Raw genomic sequence first — 19,153 nt, forward strand, 5'->3', positions numbered from 1 at the left:
TTACTCCGAAATCGCTTCAACAGTGAGACCACGTTTAGCTGCAACCATTTCTGGTGACTTCACATCTACTAGACCAGCAACTGTTGCACGAACAACGTTGATTGGGTTAGTAGAACCGTACGCTTTCGCAAGTACGTTATGTACACCGGCAACTTCTAGTACAGCACGCATCGCACCACCGGCGATAACACCTGTACCTTCTGCAGCTGGCTGCATGTAAACTTTAGAGCCCGAGTGACGACCTTTCACCGCGTGGTGAAGAGTGCCTTCGTTAAGAGCGATAGTAACCATGTTACGACGCGCTTTTTCCATTGCTTTTTGAATCGCTGCAGGTACTTCACGAGCTTTGCCGTATCCGAAACCTACGCGACCATTACCGTCACCAACTACAGTTAGTGCAGTAAAGCTCATGATTCGACCACCTTTAACCGTTTTAGAAACACGGTTAACTGCGATTAATTTTTCTTGCAAATCACTAGCTTGTTGTTGTTCTTTAGCCATCTTCCAACCCTACCTTAGAATTTCAGACCAGCTTCGCGAGCAGATTCTGCTAGCGCCGCTACTCGACCGTGGTATTGGAAACCAGAACGATCAAACGCAACAGCTGATACGCCTTTTTCAAGAGCGCGTTCTGCAATAGCTTTACCTACCGCTTTAGCTGCGTCTACGTTACCGGTGTTCTTAACTAGCTCACGGATCGCTTTTTCTACAGTAGAAGCTGCTGCGATAACCTCAGAGCCGTTTGATGCGATAACCTGAGCGTACACGTGACGAGGAGTACGGTGTACTACTAGGCGAGTTGCACCCAGTTCAGCAATCTTACGACGTGCGCGTGTAGCACGACGGATGCGAGATGCTTTCTTATCCATAGTGTTACCTTACTTCTTCTTAGCTTCTTTACTACGCACATTTTCATCTGCGTAACGGACGCCTTTACCTTTATAAGGTTCTGGCTCACGGTAAGAACGGATGTCAGCCGCAACTTGACCCACTACTTGCTTATCGCAACCAGTTAGGACAATTTCAGTTTGGCTAGGACATTCAGCATTGATACCCGCTGGTAGTTCATGCTCTACAGGGTGTGAGAAGCCTAAAGTAAGACTTACTGAGTTGCCTTTAATAGCAGCACGGTAACCAACACCTTTAAGAACAAGCTTCTTAGTAAAGCCTGCAGTAACACCAACAACCATGTTGTTTACTAGTGCACGAGCAGTACCTGCTTGTGCCCAAGCGTTAGCAACACCTTCACGAGGACCGAAAGTAAGGTTGTTTTCTTCCTGTGCAATAACTACGCCTTTATTCAGGACGCGAGTCAGCTCACCTTTACCACCTTTTACAGTGATTTCTTGGCCGTTTAGTTTCACCTCTACGCCAGCTGGAATAGCGACAGGTGCTTTAGCAACACGAGACATATCCTACTCCTTACGCTACGTAGCAAATGATTTCACCGCCAAGACCTGCTTTGCGAGCAGCACGGTCAGACATCAGACCCTTGGAAGTGGACACCACAGCAACACCCATACCGCCCATCACTGTTGGTAACGCGTCTTTTTTCTTATAAACGCGTAGACCAGGACGTGAAACACGTTGGATTTGCTCGATTACTGGTTTAGCTTGGAAGTACTTAAGAGTAACTTCTAGCTCAGGTTTTACTTCGCCTTCAACAGCGAAATCTGCGATATAACCTTCAGCTTTTAGCAGTGCAGCAATTGCAACTTTAAGCTTTGAAGAAGGCATTTTTACAGCAACTTTATTTGCTGCCTGACCGTTACGAATGCGGGTCAGCATATCCGAAATCGGATCTTGCATGCTCATAAGATTTACTCCAAATGATTAAGTGGCAATTACCAGCTAGCCTTACGAAGTCCAGGAATCTCGCCTTTCATGCAAGCTTCGCGAACTTTGATGCGGCTTAGACCGAACTTACGTAGGAAACCGTGTGGACGACCAGTTTGGTTGCAACGGTTGCGCTGACGTGAAGCACTTGAATCACGTGGAAGAGCTTGCAGTTTAAGAACTGCGTTCCAACGATCTTCTTCAGATGCGTTTACATCGCTGATGGTAGCTTTTAGCATTGCACGCTTTTCTGCGAACTTAGCTACTAGCTTTGCACGTTTTACTTCACGTGCTTTCATTGATTGTTTAGCCATAACAGTAACCCTTCACCTTACTTACGGAATGGGAAGTTAAAGGCAGCCAGCAGAGCACGGCCTTCCTCATCGGTACCAGCAGAAGTCGTGATAGTGATATCAAGACCGCGTACACGATCGACTTTATCGTAGTCGATTTCTGGGAAGATGATTTGCTCGCGAACGCCCATGCTGTAGTTACCGCGTCCGTCAAAAGACTTAGCGCTAACACCACGGAAGTCACGTACACGTGGAAGTGCAATAGAGATTAAACGCTCTAAAAAATCCCACATACGTTCGCCACGCAAGGTTACTTTACAACCAATTGGGTAGCCTTCACGAATTTTGAAACCTGCAACAGATTTACGAGCTTTAGTGATCAGTGGTTTTTGACCAGAGATCGTAGCCATATCAGCTGCTGCATTTTCTAATAGTTTCTTATCGTTGATAGCTTCACCAACGCCCATGTTTAGGGTGATTTTATCAATCCTAGGGACTTGCATGACGCTTGTGTAACCGAACTGTTTGGTCAGTTCAGTCACTACAGACGACTTGTAGTAATCATGCAGTTTCGCCATAGTAGAACTCCAAATTACTTCTAATTAGTTAGAAACGATTTCACCGTTAGATTTGAAGAAACGAACTTTTTTGCCGTCTTCAAAACGGAAACCGATACGGTCCGCTTTACCAGTTGCTGCGTTAAAGATTGCAACGTTAGAAGCATCAATAGCTGCTTCTTGCTCAACGATGCCACCTTGTTGACCTAGAGCCGGAACCGGCTTTTGGTGTTTCTTAACAAGGTTGATACCTTCAACGATAACTTTACCAGTTACGAGAACCTTAGTTACTTTACCTTTCTTGCCTTTATCTTTACCAGCAAGAACGATTACTTCGTCATTACGACGGATTTTAGCTGCCATGTGTGCCGCTCCTTACAGAACTTCAGGTGCTAGTGACACGATTTTCATAAATTTCGCATTGCGAAGTTCACGAGTCACTGGACCAAAGATACGTGTACCGATAGGTTGCTCTGTATTATTGTTCAACAATACGCAAGCATTACGGTCGAAGCGAATGACAGAACCGTCTGGACGACGTACGCCTTTACGGGTGCGAACTACCACCGCCTTCAGTACATCACCTTTTTTAACTTTACCGCGAGGAATTGCTTCCTTCACTGTAACTTTGATGATGTCACCGATATGTGCATAACGGCGGTGAGAGCCACCCAGAACCTTAATACACATTACCTTGCGCGCGCCTGAGTTATCAGCTGCATCAAGTGTACTTTGCATTTGGATCATTGTTAGTGCTCCGCTAAATATTAAAACTAGACCCTCTCGGGTCGGGCTGCCTCTTTAAAAGGGACGCGAATTGTACCACCCTTTCCTAAGATTGGGTAGACAAAAAATAAACGGCTCCAAAAAAACTTTGGAGCCGTTTAAAATCATAGAATAACGATGATTACATCTTCGCTTTTTCTATAACTTTAACCAATGTCCAAGACTTAGTCTTAGACAGAGGACGACACTCACGAATCTCAACGGTATCGCCTAGGCCACACTCGTTGTTTTCGTCATGTGCGTGTACTTTAGTCGTACGCTTTACGAATTTACCGTAAATTGGGTGTTTCACCATGCGCTCGATAGCAACAGTGATAGATTTATCCATCTTGTCACTAATAACACGACCTAGTTGAGTACGAATTTTGTCGCTCATTATTCGCCTGCCTTCTCAGTCAAAACAGTTTTAACGCGTGCGATATCACGGCGTACAGCTTTCAAAGTATGAGTTTGCTGTAGTTGACCAGTTGCAGCTTGCATGCGCAAGTTGAACTGTTCACGTAGCAAATTCAGTAGCTCAGCGTTAAGCTCTTCAGCGCTTTTTGCGCGTAGATCTAGTGCTTTCATCACATCACCTGTTTAATTACGAATGTAGTTTTGAATGGCAGTTTACGAGCCGCTAGGCGGAACGCTTCACGTGCCAATTCTTCAGGTACACCGTCCATTTCGTACATAACCTTACCAGGTTGGATTTGGGCTACCCAGTACTCAACGTTACCTTTACCCTTACCTTGACGAACTTCTAGTGGTTTTTCAGTGATTGGCTTATCTGGGAACACACGGATCCAGATTTTACCTTGACGCTTAACGTGACGTGTCATTGCACGACGTGCCGCTTCGATCTGACGAGCAGTTAGACGACCACGTCCAACGGCTTTAAGACCAAATGTACCGAAGCTTACGTCAGTACCTTTAGCTAGACCGCGGTTGCGACCAGTATGAACCTTACGGAACTTAGTGCGTTTAGGTTGTAGCATCAGTCGACTCCTTACTTACGGCCTTTACGCTGCTTCTTAGGCTTGTCAGCCTTTGGCTCAACAGCGTTTGCAGCTGGCATACCACCAAGGATTTCACCCTTGAAGATCCAAACTTTAACGCCGATCACACCGTATTGAGTGTGAGCCGAAGAAGTTGCGTAATCAATGTCAGCACGTAGAGTGTGTAGAGGCACACGGCCTTCACGGTACCACTCAGAACGTGCAATTTCAGCGCCGCCAAGACGACCGCTTACTTCCACTTTGATACCTTTAGCGCCTAGACGCATAGCATTTTGTACCGCACGCTTCATAGCACGACGGAACATAACGCGACGCTCTAGTTGAGACGCGATGCTATCAGCCACTAATTGGCCGTCTAGCTCAGGCTTACGTACTTCAGCGATGTTAATTTGCGCTGGTACACCTGCAATTTTAGCTACAGCTGCGCGTAGCTTCTCAACGTCTTCACCTTTCTTACCGATAACAACGCCTGGGCGAGCAGTGTGGATAGTCACACGAATGCTCTTAGCAGGACGCTCGATAACGATGCGTGATAGAGACGCTTTTGAAAGTTCCTTAGTAAGGAACTGACGTACCTTGAAGTCGCCGTCTAGGTTGTCAGCGAAATCTTTGGTGTTAGCAAACCATGTAGCATTCCAAGGCTTAACGATGCCAAGACGAATACCATTAGGATGTACTTTCTGACCCATTGCTTACTCTCCTAGTCTCTTAGCGGTCTGCTACAACAACAGTGATGTGGCTTGAACGCTTCAAGATACGATCCGCACGGCCTTTTGCACGAGGCATAATACGCTTCATGACCGGGCCCTCATCTACGAAGATTTTAGCGACATTAAGATCGTCGATATCTGCACCTTCGTTGTGTTCTGCGTTAGCGATAGCTGACTCTAGAACTTTCTTAACTAATACAGCCGCTTTTTTGTTGCTGAAAGTTAGGATTTCAAGAGCCTGATCCACAGATTTACCACGGATTAGATCTGCAACTAAGCGAGCTTTCTGAGGAGAAATGCGAGCAAAGTTATGTTTAGCAATAGCTTCCATCATTTACTCCTTAGCGCTTCTTAGCTTTCTTATCCGCAGCGTGACCACGGTAAGTACGAGTTGGTGCGAATTCGCCCAGTTTGTGACCGATCATTTCATCAGTGACAAATACTGGAACGTGCTGACGACCATTATGGACAGCGATGGTCAAACCAATCATTGATGGAATGATCATTGAACGACGGGACCAAGTCTTAATAGGCTTTTTGTCTCCGCTTTCCACCGCTTTCTCTACCTTCTTCAGCAAGTGTAGGTCAATAAATGGACCTTTCTTGAGAGAACGTGGCATGGCTTATCCTCTTATATAGATTACTTATTACGACGACGTACGATGTACTTGTCGGTGCGTTTGTTGCTACGAGTCTTGAAGCCCTTAGTAGGCATACCCCAAGGAGATACTGGGTGACGACCACCAGATGTGCGGCCTTCACCACCACCGTGTGGGTGGTCAACCGGGTTCATTACTACACCACGTACAGTTGGACGTACGCCGCGCCAGCGTGAAGCACCAGCTTTACCTAGTTCACGTAGCATGTGCTCAGAGTTACCAACTTCACCGATTGTTGCACGGCCTTCAGAAAGTACTTTGCGCATTTCACCAGAACGTAGGCGGATAGTTGCATAAGTACCGTCGCGAGCGACAAGTTGAGCATATGCACCAGCCGAACGAGCTAGCTGTGCACCTTTGCCAGGCTTAAGTTCAACACAGTGAATAGTAGAACCCACTGGGATGTTGCGCATTGGCAGAGTGTTACCTGCTTTAATTGGCGCATCAACACCAGACTGGATTGTATCACCAGCTTGAACACCTTTAGGTGCGATAATGTAACGACGCTCGCCGTCTGCGTACAGAACTAGAGCGATATTTGCGCTACGGTTTGGATCGTATTCTAGACGCTCAACTTTCGCTGGGATGCCATCTTTAGTACGTTTGAAGTCAACCAAACGATAGTGTTGCTTATGACCACCACCGATATGACGTACTGTGATACGACCGTTGTTGTTACGACCACCATTCTTAGAGTTTTTCTCTAGAAGAGGTGCGTATGGCTTACCCTTGTGTAGGTCAGCGTTAACAACTTTAACGACGTGACGACGACCAGGGGAAGTCGGCTTACATTTAACAATAGCCATTATTCAACTACTCCTGTTATTCCGCGCCGCCAACAAAGTCAAGATCTTGACCTTCTTTCAAAGTCACATACGCTTTTTTAACGTCGCTGCGGCGACCTTGGCGTAGACCTTGACGTTTGGTCTTACCCTTAGTGATAAGAGTATTTACAGACTTAACTTCAACTTCAAATAGCTTTTCTACAGCTGCTTTGATCTCTTTCTTAGTTGCATCTTTTGCTACTTTGAAAACGATAGTGTTCGCTTTCTCAGCAGTCATAGTTGCTTTTTCAGAGATGTGCGGTGCACGTAGAACTTTTAGTAGACGCTCTTCACTGATCATGCCAGCATCTCCTCAACTTGCTTAACTGCTTCTGCAGTCATTAGAACCTTGTCAAACGCAATTAGGCTAACTGGGTCAAGACCCGCTACGTCACGTGCGTCAACTTTATATAGGTTGCGAGCAGCTAAGAATAGATTCTCGTCTACTTCGCCAGTAACGATGAGTACATCGTTAAGCTCAAGTTCTTTAAGCTTAGCTAATAGCTCTTTAGTTTTTGGTGCTTCTACTGAGAAGTTATCAACAACGATTAAACGCTCTTGACGAACTAATTCAGAAAGAATGCTCTTCATAGCACCGCGGTACATTTTTTTGTTTACTTTTTGGCTGTGATCTTGTGGTTTTGCAGCAAAAGTAACACCACCTGTACGCCAGATTGGGCTACGAATTGTACCAGCACGTGCACGGCCAGTACCTTTTTGACGCCATGGCTTAGCGCCACCGCCAGAAACTTCTGAACGTGTCTTTTGAGCACGAGTACCTTGACGAGCACCTGCTGCATACGCAACAACTACTTGATGTACAAGGGCTTCGTTGAACTCACGTCCGAAAGTAGTTTCGGAAACAGTTAGTGCGTTAGCACCTTTAACCATCAATTCCATTACTTACTCCTAGACGTTATGCTTTAATAGCTGGTTTGACGATCACGTTAGCGCCAGTTGCACCTGGTACTGCACCTTTAATAAGAAGCAGATTGCGCTCAGCGTCAACACGTACGATCTCTAGGTTTTGAGTCGTTACACGCTCAGCACCCATGTGACCTGCCATTTTTTTGCCTTTGAACACGCGACCTGGAGTTTGACATTGGCCAATTGAACCCGGTGCACGGTGAGACAAAGAGTTACCGTGAGTCATATCTTGGGTACGGAAATTCCAGCGCTTAACAGCACCTTGGAAACCTTTACCTTTAGATGTACCAGTAACGTCTACTTTTTTAACTTCGTTGAAAAGTTCTACATTTAGCTCAGTGCCAACTTCAAACTCTTCGCCGTTTTCTAAACGGAATTCCCAAAGACCGCGACCAGCTTCTACACCTGCTTTCGCAAAGTGACCAGCTTCTGGTTTAGTTACACGGTTGGCTTTCTTAGTACCAGTAGTTACCTGGATTGCTGCATAGCCGTCAGTCTCAAGAGTTTTCACTTGAGAAATACGGTTTGCTTCAACCTCAACAACAGTTACTGGGATAGAAACGCCTTCTTCAGTAAATACGCGGGTCATACCCACTTTACGTCCGACTAGACCAATCATTCTTCTAATCTCCCTTAACCTAGGCTGATTTGTACGTCAACGCCAGCAGCTAGATCTAGGCGCATCAGTGCATCAACAGTTTTATCTGTTGGCTCAACGATGTCGATTAGACGTTTGTGAGTACGAATTTCGTACTGATCACGAGCATCTTTGTTGACGTGTGGAGAGATAAGAACAGTGAAACGCTCTTTACGAGTAGGAAGTGGAATAGGACCACGAACCTGTGCGCCGGTACGCTTAGCTGTTTCAACGATTTCCGCTGTAGAAGCATCGATTAGTTTGTAATCGAACGCTTTTAGGCGGATACGGATACGTTGGTTCTGCATGAGACAGAGCTCCAATAATTAAAAATTACACAAACAATATCGCCACTCAAACTCGTTAAAACGAGAGAATGCCGATTGATTTATGTGAAACCGTAGTGCCAAGATTAGGCACATTGTCAGTTAATTTTCGATTAACTTTAATCTATTACTAAACGCAACAGAGCTAATTGTATTAACTGCGAACATAAGCTGAGTATACGTTACTAAACTAACAGCTAGGTCAGTTTACTCCTCACTGCTCATTGGTTCACAACTGGATTTAACCAGTGCGGTGCATTATACAGATCACCATTACACATGCAAGCGCTGTGTAGAAATTAAACTTATAAACTATCTATTTCTTCTTTCACTGAGGAAGTAATAGAAGGGATAGAAGGATGAGGTGAGCACTCACTACCCTATCCTTTTATCCCTGATGCACAATTATACAGCTTGGCGCTGTCTCACTGCTTCAAACAGACAGATCCCAGCCGCTACTGATACATTTAAGCTAGAAACGGTGCCCGCCATCGGTATTTTAATCAGATCATCGCAGGTTTCGCGCGTTAAGCGGCGCATACCATCCCCTTCAGCGCCCATAACAATCGCAAGGGGCCCTGTCAGTTTGGCTTGGTAAATGTCATGCGTCGCCTCACCGGCAGTGCCAACAAACCATACGCCTTGTTCTTGAAGGGCGCGCATGGTACGTGCAAGATTCGTCACTCGTACTAAAGGCACAGTTTCAGCAGCGCCACAAGCGACTTTGCTGACCGTTGCCGTCATTGGTGCTGACTTATCTTTGGTACGATCACTGCAGCGACCCCGGCAGCATCGGCGTTACGTAAGCATGCGCCGAGATTATGCGGATCGGTAACACCATCCAAAACAAGTAATAGCGGTTGTTCATGCTGTGCGATGATTGCTTCTAAATCATGCTCATTAAGCTGTTTTGCTGGTTTTACACGAGCAATGATGCCCTGATGATTCGCCCCTTGAGCCTTGTCATCCAATGTTTTACGTCCCATCTGTTGAATAGAGACACCGCAATGTTGCAGTTCATTTAACAGTGGAAGCAGACGATCATCTTGTCGCCCTTTTAGTACAAACGCTTCTATCAATCGCGCTGGATCTTTTTCAAGTACAGCGCTGACCGCGTGAATACCATAAATACATTCGTTACTCATGATTTACCCATTGATCGTTATTTACTAGCACGCGCTTTATTTGCTTTGGCCGCGGGTTTCTTTTTGCGTGCTTTTGTTGTTTTGCTTTTTTTTCGTTCAGGTTTTGAGCCTTCACTACTTTTTTCATCTAGGCGTTTAGTCGCTTCAACTAAAGGAGTTGCCTTTCCTTTACTTGACGTCACCTTCTTGCCACGTGCTTTCTCTCGTGCATCCGTTGCACGTTTCTTCGCTGTCTTGCCTTCTCCGCGCAGCTTACGGCTAGTGCCCACGATTTCAAAGTCAATTTGACGATCATCCAAGTTGACGGATAACACTTTGACTTTAACGGCGTCACCTAAGCGATAGATGTTGCCAAAACTTTCGCCGATCAATCGTTGTCCCACGGGATCAAATTGATAGTAGTCATTCGCTAGCGTTGAAATATGGACCAATCCATCAATGTGCAACTCAGTTAAACGAACGAAGAAACCGAAACCTGTCACGTTGGCTATGACTCCATCAAGCTCTTCGCCTACATGATCTTGCATGTATTCACACTTGAGCCAATCAGATACTTCACGCGTCGCATCATCAGCACGGCGTTCTGTCATTGAACATTGCTGACCATAGAAGTCCATGTCATCAAAAGAGTAGTGATAACCACCTGTGGTTGTCCAACGGTCGGTGTGATTGCCCGATTCTTTGGCAATCAAATATTTAATTGCGCGGTGCAATAGGAGATCAGGGTAGCGACGAATAGGTGAAGTAAAGTGCGCATAGCGTTTGAGCGCTAAACCAAAGTGACCACAGTTATCCGCGTTATACACAGCCTGCTTCATGGAACGCAGTAACATGGTTTGGATCAACTCTTTGTCTTGGCGCTCACCAATCTGTTTCATTAAGTTAGCGTAATCGGTTGGCGAAGGCTCTAGCCCACCCGCTAAGTTCAAGCCAAGCTCGCCTAAGAAATCCCTAAAGCCGGTCAAACGCTCTTCTCCCGGTGATTCATGGATACGGTACAGAGCGGGCTCTTTCGCTTTTTCCACCAGCGAGGCTGAAGCAATATTAGCGAGGATCATGCACTCTTCGATTATTTTATGCGCATCATTACGGACAACAGGTTCAATGCTGTCGATTTTACGCTCAGCATTAAAAATAAACTTAGTTTCAATCGTTTCAAATTCGATACCGCCACGCTCATCACGCGCTGCTTTTAGCACCTTATACATCGAATAGAGTTCTTCAAGATGAGGAACCACAGCTTGATAACGTTCGCGTAGCTCTTCATCCCCTTCAAGAATGGCGTGTACTTTGTTGTAAGTTAAACGGGCATGAGAGTTCATCACGGCTTCGTAATGTTTGTAACCCGAAATTTTGCCCGTTGCAGAGACTGTCATCTCGCACACCATGCATAGACGGTCGACTTGTGGATTAAGTGAACAAAGACCGTTCGACAGTACTTCCGGTAGCATAGGGACGACTTGCGATGGGAAGTAAACTGAGTTACCACGGTTGATCGCTTCTTTATCAAGAGCCGTATCGGGGCGTACATAATAACTTACGTCAGCAATCGCAACCCAGAGACGCCAGCCACCACCTTTTTTGGCTTCGCAATAAACCGCGTCATCAAAGTCACGCGCGTCTTCACCATCAATAGTCACTAAAGGTAATTGACGCAAATCCACGCGCCCTTGCTTCGCCTCTTCTGGAACTTCTTCTCTCAGGTTTTCGACTTGCTTTAATACTTCTTGCGGCCACTCATGAGGGATCTGGTGAGTGCGAATCGCTATTTGTGTCTCCATACCGGGAGCCATATTTTCCCCAAGTACCTCAACAACTCTGCCTGTCATTCCTCTTGCTCTGGCACCACGATCGGTAATTTCAATCACCACCACGTTCCCCATGCGAGCTCCGCCTTTGTGCTCATTAGGGATCAAGATGTCTTGAGTGATGCGTGAATCATCGGGCACGACATAAGAGTAGCCATTTTCGAGAAAGAAACGCCCAACCAGTTGGGTTTTACGTTCTTCCAACACTCGAACCAAACGCCCTTCTTTACGGCCTCTTTTATCCGTGCCTGTCGGTTGTACCAACACGTAGTCGCCATGAATAATGGTACGCATTTGGTGATGAGGTAGCAAAACATCGTTATCTTTGCCAACGCTGCCATCAGGACGAACCCACCCATGACCATCTTTATGTCCGATTACGTGACCTTTGATCATTTCCAGTTTTTCTGGCAATGCATAGCATTGGCGACGAGTAAATACCAATTGGCCATCTCGCTCCATCGCACGCAAACGACGGCGTAGCCCTTCGTATTGCTCTTCACCAGATAAACCCAATGCCTCAAAAAGATCATTACGATTCATCGGTACATTGGCTTCGGTTAGAAATTCGAGGATGAATTCTCGGCTTGGAATTGGATTTTCGTAATTGCTAGATTCTCGATCCGCAAAAGGATCGTTATTGATAATTTCAGACATAGGCAGACCTGCTAAAGCAAGGAGAGATAGCCAGAGTATAACTGACTCACGGCAGAAGCTACAGCAGCGTATTGATTATTATAGGCTAATGCGTTAGAGGAAAAGCGTAGAAATGACTTCGCCCAACCGTGTGGGCGAAATAAAAAAAGCAATAATGAAGGCTACCAAAACGTATCTCTGCGCTTAGCTCGCGCAACCACATTTTGTGGCATTCTCTGCTCTAACCCCTGCCGGAGCATAGAGATCCGAGAATGTATTCTTTGATCGATAGTCACCGAATTATAAAGCCAGCGATAAGCATCTTCATAATCAAGCGGGCTGCCATAATCACGCAGCAAAAGCTCAGCTAGATGGATACGAGCATTAATATTGCCCATCGCAGCGGCTTCACGCAGATAGGGAATAGCTCGCTCTTTATCCTGCTGTACTAAAGTACCACGCGAATAATAACGCCCAAGCTGCTCTAACGCAGCGGGTAAACCTTGATGAGCTGCATTTTCCATATAGTACAAGCCAAGTTCGACATCTTGATCTACACAGACCCCCCACGCTAGCATATCTCCATACAAAAACTCGTAGGAAGGCAGGCTGATGCGAGTAGCACGCGCAACAATATCTTCTACCAATTGGCAGTTATCGGCCTTGACTTGCTCTAAATGTTTATTTTGCTCAATTAACTTGATTAGTTCAGCTTCGGTGTAAATAGGGACTGGCTCACCCACTTCCGCCACGTTGGCATGACTCAAGGATGAGGTCAGCGCTAAAAACAATGAAGCTGCTACCGTTCGTAGCTTCATACCTGCACTCTTTATGTCTATCGATAGCCTTAAAATTATAGCCTCAGTTTCATCTAGGGCTGGGCTTGATAACTTTATCGACCAGTGCGGCAAACTCTTTAGACAAAATTTGCCGTTATTCGGCCATTTATTGCCACACCAAGGACAAAATATCATCAATACAGGTATAAAAAAACCGGCTCTGAAAGCCGGTTTTAAAAACGTTTATCAATCAACCATTAAACTGAAAATGGGTGAACCTTGATAATGGTTTCGTTACGATCTGGACCTGTAGAAACGATGTCAACAGGTACACCAGTCAACTCTTCAATACGTTTGATGTAATCAAGCGCCGCTTGTGGCAGGGCATCAATTGATTTAGCACCGAAAGTATTTTCAGACCAACCAGGCATAGTTTCGTAAATAGGTGTTACCGCTTCAAAAGCGTCAGCTGCCATTGGTGATACTTGAGCAATTGAGCCATCTGGCATTTGGTAACCCGTACAGATTTTTAGCTCTTCTAGACCATCAAGTACGTCAAGTTTAGTCAAGCAGAAGCCTGTGACTGAGTTAATTTGAATGGCGCGACGCATCGCTACCGCATCAAACCAACCACAACGGCGCTTACGGCCTGTTGTAGCACCAAACTCATGGCCTTTCGTGCCTAGGTGATTACCGATTTCATCATCCAATTCGGTTGGGAATGGACCTGCACCAACGCGAGTACAGTAAGCTTTCGCGATACCCAGAATATAACCTAGATGACGAGGGCCGAAACCAGAACCTGCAGCAACACCACCAGCAGTCGTGTTAGAAGACGTTACGTATGGGTATGTACCGTGGTCGATATCAAGCATAGTACCTTGCGCACCTTCGAACATGATTTTGTCGCCACGCTTACGCGCTGCATCAAGTTCATCGGTCACGTCGATCACCATCGAAGTCAGCAAATCAGCATAGCCTTGTGCTTGCTCAAGTACAGATTCGTAGCTTACTGGTTCAGCTTTGTAGAAATGCTCAAGTTGGAAGTTATGGAACTCCATCACTTCTTTTAGCTTTTCTGCAAATGAAGCCATATCGAACAAGTCACCAACGCGTAAACCACGACGAGCCACTTTGTCTTCATAAGCAGGACCGATACCACGACCTGTCGTACCAATTGCTTTTTTACCACGAGCCGTTTCACGAGCTTGGTCAAGCGCAATGTGGTAAGGAAGAATAAGTGGGCAAGCTTCAGAAATGAAAAGACGTTCGCGGACTGGAATACCACGCTCTTCTAGAGGCTTCATTTCATTGATTAGTGCGTCAGGTGAAAGCACAACACCGTTGCCGATGATGCATTTCACTTTATTGCGAAGAATGCCGGATGGAATTAAATGAAGAACGGTTTTTTCACCGTCAATGACCAAAGTGTGGCCTGCATTATGGCCGCCTTGGTAGCGAACCACGTATTTTGCATCTTCAGTTAAAAGGTCTACGATTTTACCTTTGCCTTCGTCACCCCATTGGGTGCCTAGAACGACTACGTTATTTCCCATCTTTCCAAGTCTGATTGCTAGTTAAAAAAGGATTCTAGCACCGAATCCTTTTCCTTGCAGTCCTTTTTTAAACACGAAAATGTCATAAAAATATAACTTAATAAATGATTCAGTTATTAGGCACGTAAGTTACTCATCCGAATATATTTTTACGATTAGCTCTCCTTGACGATCAACACAAGCACGGTACATACCAGAACTGTTCATTGCAAAATGAATGTCGCCTTGCGCATCAATGGCGATCAATCCACCCTCACCACCGAGCGTTTTAAGTTCACCCTGAATAATGGTTTCACATGCGGTATGAACATCTTCTTTTAAATAACGCATGCGAGCGGCAACGTCACTGGCAACCATTTTACGAATGAAATATTCCCCCATGCCCGTTGTCGATACCGCCACATTACCATTTTCAGCCACCGTTCCTGCACCTATGATGGGAGAATCGCCGACGCGACCAAATTTTTTATTCGTGATGCCACCGGTACTAGTAGCAGACGCAAGGTTGCCTTGTTTATCCAATGCAACTGCGCCAACAGTGCCAAATTTCTTGTCATCTGGGAATTTTGATTCCGACAAAGCAAATTGATTGTTGCTTTTCATCGCCAGCAACTGTTCATAACGACGCTCAGTAAAAAAGTAATCTTGTTCTGTATATTGATGCCCTTGAGTAAAAGCAAACGCTTCTGCGCCCTCACCAATCAACAACACATGATCACTGTGCTTCATTACATCACGCGCGAGCTGCACTGGGTTTTTAATGTGCCGTACCCCAGCGACCGCACCTGCGTCCATCATTTTGCCATGCATGACAGAAGCGTCCATCTCCACCATCTCTTGATGCGTTAACACCGAACCTTTTCCTGCGTTAAACAACGGAGAGTCCTCAAGTATTTTCACAGCCTCAACCACCGCATCCAGTGCATCACCACCTTGTGCCAGTACTTGATGCCCCGCTCGGACAGCACTTTCTAGCGTGTTCAAAATATCGCGCTTTAATGATTCGCTCATTTGTTGACGAATGATGGTTCCAGCGCCGCCATGAATTGCTATAGCAAAAGGTTGTGACATGAGAATTCCTTAACTTAATAAATTGAGAGGCAATACACTTCTGTTCTACACATTAACTATACCCAAATAACTTGAAGTTGCAGGTAGGCGGCAAGTGAGTACTGTAATAATTAACAAGCAACAAAAAAGCGCTAATCGCATGACGATTAACGCTTTCCATTTCATTGTATCAGTCGGTTATTACTGCCTACTTTGGCACTACCAACCAAAAAATGATTAATGTGAACCGCAGCTGCCGCCACCACAACAACCTTCTTTTTTCTCACCATGGTCATGGCCTTCACCACCACAGCAACCACCTTCATGATCATGATCGTGGTCATGGTCGTGGCCATGTCCACAGCCACCAGCTTGGTGAATGTGACCATGTTGGATCTCTTCTTCAGTTGCAGCGCGAATCGCAACGACTTCTACATCAAACGTTAATGTTTGGCCAGCCAACATGTGATTACCATCAACTACTACTTCGTCACCATCCACTTCCGTGATTTCAACTGGAATTTGGCCTTGGTCAGTATCCGCTAGAAAACGCATACCCACTTCAATTTCATCAACGCCTTGGAAAACTTCAGCAGGTACACGCTGTACAAGCTCATCGTTGTATTCACCGTACGCTTCTTCAGGAGCGATAGTTGCTGTGAACTTATCGCCCACAACTTTTCCTTCCAACTCATTTTCAAGGCCAGTAATTAGATTGTTGTGACCGTGAAGGTAATCTAGTGGTGCATCAACTGTTGATTGGTCTACGACTGCACCATCTTCCAATACTAATTGGTAGGCTAGGCTTACAACCACGTTCTTTTCAATTTTCATAACAACTCCAAGGAGGTTTGTTCCTAGGTTGTCATCTTCAAACCTAAGAAATCGATCAGTATGAGGCGTATTATGAAGATCTATTCCAGAAACTCAATTATTCTGGTTTAAAAATCCCGATCATCTCTTGCCGAGCATGTTCACTTTTTTCTACAGATTTGGGCTTTCGCTGTTCATGGTAGTCGCACTCGACACACTCAACGAGCTCTATGTTGTTTTCAACCCACCAGCGCAGAGTATCTTGTGACTGACAACTTGGGCACTTTGCACCGGCAATAAAGCGTTTTTTCTGTTTCACGTTACATCCTACAACTGAATATTGATTGGCGTTATTTTTCCCAATAATGACGAGATTGGCGATCATTATCCATTTCACGCCCAAATATTTCTTCCAGCTCTTTACGTGCCTCTTTGGCGCGCAGTGCGAGTTGTTTGTCTTGGTTATGTTGCGGTAGCAGCTCTTTGAGCATCGCATTATCGAGTTTTCTAAAATGTGCTTCGGCGCGCTTGGCTTGGTAAGGGTGCATGCCCAATTCGACCAGTACTTGTCGGCCGAGGTCCAAAGCGCCTAAGAAAGTTTCCCGCGAGTATTTATCGACCCCATGGCTGAGTAACTGATACGCCTCTACCCGGCTACGAGCGCGAGCTAAGATCTTTAACTGCGGGAAATGGTGCTGACAAAGCTCGACAATTTTCATCACTTCATCGGGCGCATCAGTACAGATGACAATCGCCTCAGCTTCTTCTGCACCCGCGGCGCGCAACAGTTCAAGTTGAGTCGCATCACCATAAAAAACGTTATAACCGTACTCTCTCAATAATTTAATTTGACTGGCATCGCTTTCTAATACGGTAATTTTAATCTTATTGGCGTACATCAAACGCCCTACAATTTGCCCAAAACGGCCAAAACCCGCAATGATAATTTGCGGCTGTTTATTGACGACATCGGAATGCATCTCATCGTCACTGCTGAGGTTCAATTTTCGCGCAAACCATTTGTCCTGAATCGTCAGTAATAAAGGTGTGGTGACCATCGACAGGCTGACCACAACGAGCAAAAAGGCCACTTGATCCTGTGATAGCACACCCTGTGCGCTTGCAGCAGTGAAAATCACGAACGCGAACTCGCCACCTTGGCTGAGGATCGCCGCCATTTTGCTGCGTGCTTTAGAACGTGTACCCGATAAACGTGCGAGGAGATAAAGGATTCCTCCTTTCAGCACCACTAAACCTAATACAGCCGCCAACACTTGCAGCGGCGCTTGCGCCAATAAGCCCAAATTAACCGCCATTCCAACGGCAATAAAAAATAGCCCGAGCAATAACCCTTTAAACGGTTCAATCGCGATCTCAAGTTCATGGCGAAATTCACTTTCTGCCAGCAACACGCCAGCAAGGAAAGTACCGAGCGCCATTGACAAGCCAAGCTGCTGCATTAACAGTGCAATCCCAATCACCAACAATAAGGCGGCAACGGTAAAAAGTTCACGCACACCACTGGTCACAATATAACGAAACAGCGGGCTCAAGAGGAAATGCCCCCCGACCAGCAAAGCGGTAATGCCACCCAACATCCAAATCACATCTAACCAGCTTCCACCCGCGTTGCCTGCCAGCAAAGGCAAAAAGGCCAACATTGGGATGACAGCGATATCTTGAAAAAGCAGTACCGCAAAGCCAGACTGGCCTGCCTCACTGCGCGTTAGCCCTTGCTCTTCAATTACGCGTAATGCGATTGCTGTCGAAGAGAGCGCAAGGCCCATACCAATCACTAAACTACTCTGCCAGTTAACGCCTAATAGATAAGCAATACTAGCGATGACTAAGGTACTTACCACTACCTGCGCGCCACCCAAACCAAGGATCGGCCCACGCATCTGCCACAATTTTTTGGGATTTAATTCCAGCCCAATCAGAAACAACAGCAGCACCACGCCAAATTCAGCAAAGTGTAATATGGCTTGCACATCACTGATTAAACCCAGCCCCCAAGGGCCTATGGCTACACCCGCTAACAAATAGCCGAGCACCGAACCCAACCCTGCACGCTGAGCAATCGGTACGGCCACCACAGCCGCGGTTAAAAACACCACGCTGCTTTGTAAAAAATCACCGCTTAACGCCATCAAGCTCTCCTTGTGTGGCCAGTGGGTGTTGCAACCAGTGTCGATAATGCTCAGCGTGTTGATAGCGCTCCATATCACTCACATTACGTGACCAGTAGAGAACTAACGGTTCCATCCAGTTCATACAACACAGAGCCGCGGTTAATTCAAATGGTTGGAGAATTTGATCCAGTGGGTATTTGTTGTAGCCCCGCTCATCAAACGCTTCTTTTTTTCCGCCCGTGGTGATGACGCTACGCCAGTATTTACCATGCAACGCCGTCTGTCCGCCGAAGGCAAACCCTTTGGCAAGCACGCGATCAAACCACTCTTTGAGTAGCGCTGGGCAGGAATACATATAAAGAGGGTGTTGAAACACAATCACATCATGCTCAAGTAGTTTTTGCTGCTCTGCGTGCACATCGATAAAAAAATCGGGATAGGTTGCATACAAGTCATGCACTGTGACGTGGGGAAGTGACGCAATATTGAGCAGCATGGTTTGATTGGCGATGGAGTTTAATGGCTCAGGATGCGCATAAATCACCAATATTTTAGGTGTAGTTTGGTCAGGCATGACGGTGGTGGACATTTTTGTCTGCGCTCCCAATAGTTATCAATATGTTATTAAGCATAATAACGCAATTTGCATAATGATCGACATTTATCCTTATTGCCCCTACT

General features: G+C 45.9%; 27 protein-coding genes and 1 pseudogene. All 28 read right to left on the minus strand.

Annotation, left to right across the window (positions count from 1 at the left end; all coding sequences use genetic code 11):
• Complete coding sequence (gene rpsE / locus AACQ21_RS08645) at positions 1-501, minus strand: 30S ribosomal protein S5 (protein WP_010318775.1); 501 nt, start codon at positions 499-501, stop codon at positions 1-3.
• Between the two features lie 14 nt (positions 502-515).
• Positions 516-869: a 50S ribosomal protein L18 gene (gene rplR, locus AACQ21_RS08650; RefSeq protein WP_013855926.1), complete on the minus strand. Its 354-nt coding sequence runs from the start codon at positions 867-869 to the stop codon at positions 516-518.
• 9 nt (positions 870-878) lie between these two features.
• Positions 879-1,412 carry a 50S ribosomal protein L6 gene (rplF, locus tag AACQ21_RS08655; protein WP_010318773.1) on the minus strand — a complete coding sequence of 178 codons (534 nt, stop codon included), beginning with the start codon at positions 1,410-1,412 and terminating at the stop codon, positions 879-881.
• Between the two features lie 10 nt (positions 1,413-1,422).
• A complete protein-coding gene (gene rpsH, locus AACQ21_RS08660) occupies positions 1,423-1,815 on the minus strand; it encodes a 30S ribosomal protein S8 (protein ID WP_010318772.1) in 393 nt (130 codons plus the stop codon).
• A gap of 29 nt (positions 1,816-1,844) precedes the next feature.
• Complete coding sequence (rpsN, locus tag AACQ21_RS08665; RefSeq protein WP_010318771.1) at positions 1,845-2,150, minus strand: 30S ribosomal protein S14; 306 nt, start codon at positions 2,148-2,150, stop codon at positions 1,845-1,847.
• A 17-nt stretch (positions 2,151-2,167) separates the two neighbouring features.
• A complete protein-coding gene (rplE, locus tag AACQ21_RS08670; protein ID WP_010318770.1) occupies positions 2,168-2,707 on the minus strand; it encodes a 50S ribosomal protein L5 in 540 nt (179 codons plus the stop codon).
• Positions 2,708-2,731: 24 nt separating this feature from the next.
• Positions 2,732-3,049 carry a 50S ribosomal protein L24 gene (gene rplX, locus AACQ21_RS08675; protein WP_010318769.1) on the minus strand — a complete coding sequence of 106 codons (318 nt, stop codon included), beginning with the start codon at positions 3,047-3,049 and terminating at the stop codon, positions 2,732-2,734.
• A gap of 12 nt (positions 3,050-3,061) precedes the next feature.
• Positions 3,062-3,433: a 50S ribosomal protein L14 gene (gene rplN / locus AACQ21_RS08680; protein ID WP_010318768.1), complete on the minus strand. Its 372-nt coding sequence runs from the start codon at positions 3,431-3,433 to the stop codon at positions 3,062-3,064.
• A 160-nt stretch (positions 3,434-3,593) separates the two neighbouring features.
• Complete coding sequence (gene rpsQ / locus AACQ21_RS08685; protein WP_013855925.1) at positions 3,594-3,848, minus strand: 30S ribosomal protein S17; 255 nt, start codon at positions 3,846-3,848, stop codon at positions 3,594-3,596.
• A complete protein-coding gene (gene rpmC / locus AACQ21_RS08690) occupies positions 3,848-4,039 on the minus strand; it encodes a 50S ribosomal protein L29 (protein ID WP_010318766.1) in 192 nt (63 codons plus the stop codon). The genes rpsQ and rpmC overlap by 1 nt, the downstream gene beginning before the upstream one ends.
• Positions 4,039-4,449, minus strand: a complete 411-nt coding sequence (gene rplP, locus AACQ21_RS08695; protein ID WP_010318765.1) for a 50S ribosomal protein L16 — start codon at positions 4,447-4,449, stop codon at positions 4,039-4,041. The genes rpmC and rplP overlap by 1 nt, the downstream gene beginning before the upstream one ends.
• 11 nt (positions 4,450-4,460) lie before the next feature.
• Positions 4,461-5,159, minus strand: a complete 699-nt coding sequence (gene rpsC, locus AACQ21_RS08700) for a 30S ribosomal protein S3 (protein WP_010318764.1) — start codon at positions 5,157-5,159, stop codon at positions 4,461-4,463.
• A 19-nt stretch (positions 5,160-5,178) separates the two neighbouring features.
• Positions 5,179-5,511 (minus strand): 50S ribosomal protein L22, encoded by a 333-nt coding sequence (rplV, locus tag AACQ21_RS08705; RefSeq protein WP_026027327.1) that lies wholly within the window; start codon positions 5,509-5,511, stop codon positions 5,179-5,181.
• A gap of 10 nt (positions 5,512-5,521) precedes the next feature.
• Positions 5,522-5,800: a 30S ribosomal protein S19 gene (rpsS, locus tag AACQ21_RS08710; RefSeq protein WP_010318762.1), complete on the minus strand. Its 279-nt coding sequence runs from the start codon at positions 5,798-5,800 to the stop codon at positions 5,522-5,524.
• 20 nt (positions 5,801-5,820) lie between these two features.
• On the minus strand, positions 5,821-6,645 hold the full coding sequence (rplB, locus tag AACQ21_RS08715) for a 50S ribosomal protein L2 (protein WP_013855922.1): 825 nt from the start codon (positions 6,643-6,645) through the stop codon (positions 5,821-5,823).
• Positions 6,646-6,661: 16 nt separating this feature from the next.
• Positions 6,662-6,964: a 50S ribosomal protein L23 gene (rplW, locus tag AACQ21_RS08720; RefSeq protein ID WP_010318760.1), complete on the minus strand. Its 303-nt coding sequence runs from the start codon at positions 6,962-6,964 to the stop codon at positions 6,662-6,664.
• Complete coding sequence (gene rplD, locus AACQ21_RS08725; protein WP_010318759.1) at positions 6,961-7,563, minus strand: 50S ribosomal protein L4; 603 nt, start codon at positions 7,561-7,563, stop codon at positions 6,961-6,963. Before rplD ends, rplW begins: the two co-directional genes overlap by 4 nt.
• A gap of 16 nt (positions 7,564-7,579) precedes the next feature.
• The gene (gene rplC, locus AACQ21_RS08730; RefSeq protein ID WP_013855921.1) at positions 7,580-8,209 is read right to left on the minus strand and encodes a 50S ribosomal protein L3; all 630 of its coding nucleotides are present in this window, start codon (positions 8,207-8,209) and stop codon (positions 7,580-7,582) included.
• A gap of 14 nt (positions 8,210-8,223) precedes the next feature.
• On the minus strand, positions 8,224-8,535 hold the full coding sequence (gene rpsJ, locus AACQ21_RS08735; protein ID WP_001181007.1) for a 30S ribosomal protein S10: 312 nt from the start codon (positions 8,533-8,535) through the stop codon (positions 8,224-8,226).
• 423 nt (positions 8,536-8,958) lie between these two features.
• Positions 8,959-9,698: pseudogene (gene rlmB, locus AACQ21_RS08740) on the minus strand (23S rRNA (guanosine(2251)-2'-O)-methyltransferase RlmB).
• 17 nt (positions 9,699-9,715) lie between these two features.
• On the minus strand, positions 9,716-12,163 hold the full coding sequence (rnr, locus tag AACQ21_RS08745) for a ribonuclease R (RefSeq protein WP_105977614.1): 2,448 nt from the start codon (positions 12,161-12,163) through the stop codon (positions 9,716-9,718).
• A gap of 161 nt (positions 12,164-12,324) precedes the next feature.
• On the minus strand, positions 12,325-12,960 hold the full coding sequence (gene motX / locus AACQ21_RS08750) for a flagellar protein MotX (RefSeq protein ID WP_013855917.1): 636 nt from the start codon (positions 12,958-12,960) through the stop codon (positions 12,325-12,327).
• Positions 12,961-13,178: 218 nt separating this feature from the next.
• A complete protein-coding gene (locus AACQ21_RS08755) occupies positions 13,179-14,477 on the minus strand; it encodes an adenylosuccinate synthase (RefSeq protein ID WP_013855915.1) in 1,299 nt (432 codons plus the stop codon).
• A 129-nt stretch (positions 14,478-14,606) separates the two neighbouring features.
• Positions 14,607-15,548, minus strand: a complete 942-nt coding sequence (locus AACQ21_RS08760; RefSeq protein WP_013855914.1) for an isoaspartyl peptidase/L-asparaginase family protein — start codon at positions 15,546-15,548, stop codon at positions 14,607-14,609.
• 216 nt (positions 15,549-15,764) lie between these two features.
• A complete protein-coding gene (gene slyD, locus AACQ21_RS08765) occupies positions 15,765-16,361 on the minus strand; it encodes a peptidylprolyl isomerase (protein WP_013855912.1) in 597 nt (198 codons plus the stop codon).
• 97 nt (positions 16,362-16,458) lie between these two features.
• Entirely contained in the window at positions 16,459-16,659 is a 201-nt protein-coding gene (locus AACQ21_RS08770; protein WP_010318749.1) for a YheV family putative zinc ribbon protein, read from the minus strand.
• A gap of 31 nt (positions 16,660-16,690) precedes the next feature.
• Positions 16,691-18,490, minus strand: coding sequence for a glutathione-regulated potassium-efflux system protein KefB (gene kefB, locus AACQ21_RS08775; protein WP_094124311.1), 1,800 nt, complete (start codon positions 18,488-18,490; stop codon positions 16,691-16,693).
• Complete coding sequence (gene kefG / locus AACQ21_RS08780; protein WP_029190037.1) at positions 18,474-19,061, minus strand: glutathione-regulated potassium-efflux system ancillary protein KefG; 588 nt, start codon at positions 19,059-19,061, stop codon at positions 18,474-18,476. Before kefG ends, kefB begins: the two co-directional genes overlap by 17 nt.
• Positions 19,062-19,153 lie beyond the last annotated feature (92 nt).

It is taken from the genome of Vibrio sp. V01_P9A10T6 (assembly GCF_963877065.1).
GTDB lineage: Bacteria > Pseudomonadota > Gammaproteobacteria > Enterobacterales > Vibrionaceae > Vibrio > Vibrio anguillarum.

Excerpts from the sequence above, each read along its gene's own strand:
- rnr (WP_105977614.1), bottom strand. The coding sequence starts at position 12,163 with ATGTCTGAAATTATCAATAACGATCCTTTTGCGGATCGAGAATCTAGC.
- slyD (WP_013855912.1), bottom strand. The coding sequence starts at position 16,361 with ATGAAAATTGAAAAGAACGTGGTTGTAAGCCTAGCCTACCAATTAGTA.
- rplN (WP_010318768.1), bottom strand. The coding sequence starts at position 3,433 with ATGATCCAAATGCAAAGTACACTTGATGCAGCTGATAACTCAGGCGCG.
- rpsJ (WP_001181007.1), bottom strand. The coding sequence starts at position 8,535 with ATGCAGAACCAACGTATCCGTATCCGCCTAAAAGCGTTCGATTACAAA.
- motX (WP_013855917.1), bottom strand. The coding sequence starts at position 12,960 with ATGAAGCTACGAACGGTAGCAGCTTCATTGTTTTTAGCGCTGACCTCA.
- rpsH (WP_010318772.1), bottom strand. The coding sequence starts at position 1,815 with ATGAGCATGCAAGATCCGATTTCGGATATGCTGACCCGCATTCGTAAC.
- kefB (WP_094124311.1), bottom strand. The coding sequence starts at position 18,490 with ATGGCGTTAAGCGGTGATTTTTTACAAAGCAGCGTGGTGTTTTTAACC.
- rplC (WP_013855921.1), bottom strand. The coding sequence starts at position 8,209 with ATGATTGGTCTAGTCGGACGTAAAGTGGGTATGACCCGCGTATTTACT.
- rpsN (WP_010318771.1), bottom strand. The coding sequence starts at position 2,150 with ATGGCTAAACAATCAATGAAAGCACGTGAAGTAAAACGTGCAAAGCTA.
- rplE (WP_010318770.1), bottom strand. The coding sequence starts at position 2,707 with ATGGCGAAACTGCATGATTACTACAAGTCGTCTGTAGTGACTGAACTG.
- rpsS (WP_010318762.1), bottom strand. The coding sequence starts at position 5,800 with ATGCCACGTTCTCTCAAGAAAGGTCCATTTATTGACCTACACTTGCTG.
- rplX (WP_010318769.1), bottom strand. The coding sequence starts at position 3,049 with ATGGCAGCTAAAATCCGTCGTAATGACGAAGTAATCGTTCTTGCTGGT.
- rpsE (WP_010318775.1), bottom strand. The coding sequence starts at position 501 with ATGGCTAAAGAACAACAACAAGCTAGTGATTTGCAAGAAAAATTAATC.
- rplF (WP_010318773.1), bottom strand. The coding sequence starts at position 1,412 with ATGTCTCGTGTTGCTAAAGCACCTGTCGCTATTCCAGCTGGCGTAGAG.
- AACQ21_RS08755 (WP_013855915.1), bottom strand. The coding sequence starts at position 14,477 with ATGGGAAATAACGTAGTCGTTCTAGGCACCCAATGGGGTGACGAAGGC.
- rpsQ (WP_013855925.1), bottom strand. The coding sequence starts at position 3,848 with ATGAGCGACAAAATTCGTACTCAACTAGGTCGTGTTATTAGTGACAAG.
- AACQ21_RS08760 (WP_013855914.1), bottom strand. The coding sequence starts at position 15,548 with ATGTCACAACCTTTTGCTATAGCAATTCATGGCGGCGCTGGAACCATC.
- rplW (WP_010318760.1), bottom strand. The coding sequence starts at position 6,964 with ATGATCAGTGAAGAGCGTCTACTAAAAGTTCTACGTGCACCGCACATC.
- rpsC (WP_010318764.1), bottom strand. The coding sequence starts at position 5,159 with ATGGGTCAGAAAGTACATCCTAATGGTATTCGTCTTGGCATCGTTAAG.
- rplP (WP_010318765.1), bottom strand. The coding sequence starts at position 4,449 with ATGCTACAACCTAAACGCACTAAGTTCCGTAAGGTTCATACTGGTCGC.
- rplV (WP_026027327.1), bottom strand. The coding sequence starts at position 5,511 with ATGGAAGCTATTGCTAAACATAACTTTGCTCGCATTTCTCCTCAGAAA.
- rpmC (WP_010318766.1), bottom strand. The coding sequence starts at position 4,039 with ATGAAAGCACTAGATCTACGCGCAAAAAGCGCTGAAGAGCTTAACGCT.
- rplD (WP_010318759.1), bottom strand. The coding sequence starts at position 7,563 with ATGGAATTGATGGTTAAAGGTGCTAACGCACTAACTGTTTCCGAAACT.
- kefG (WP_029190037.1), bottom strand. The coding sequence starts at position 19,061 with ATGTCCACCACCGTCATGCCTGACCAAACTACACCTAAAATATTGGTG.
- rplB (WP_013855922.1), bottom strand. The coding sequence starts at position 6,645 with ATGGCTATTGTTAAATGTAAGCCGACTTCCCCTGGTCGTCGTCACGTC.
- rplR (WP_013855926.1), bottom strand. The coding sequence starts at position 869 with ATGGATAAGAAAGCATCTCGCATCCGTCGTGCTACACGCGCACGTCGT.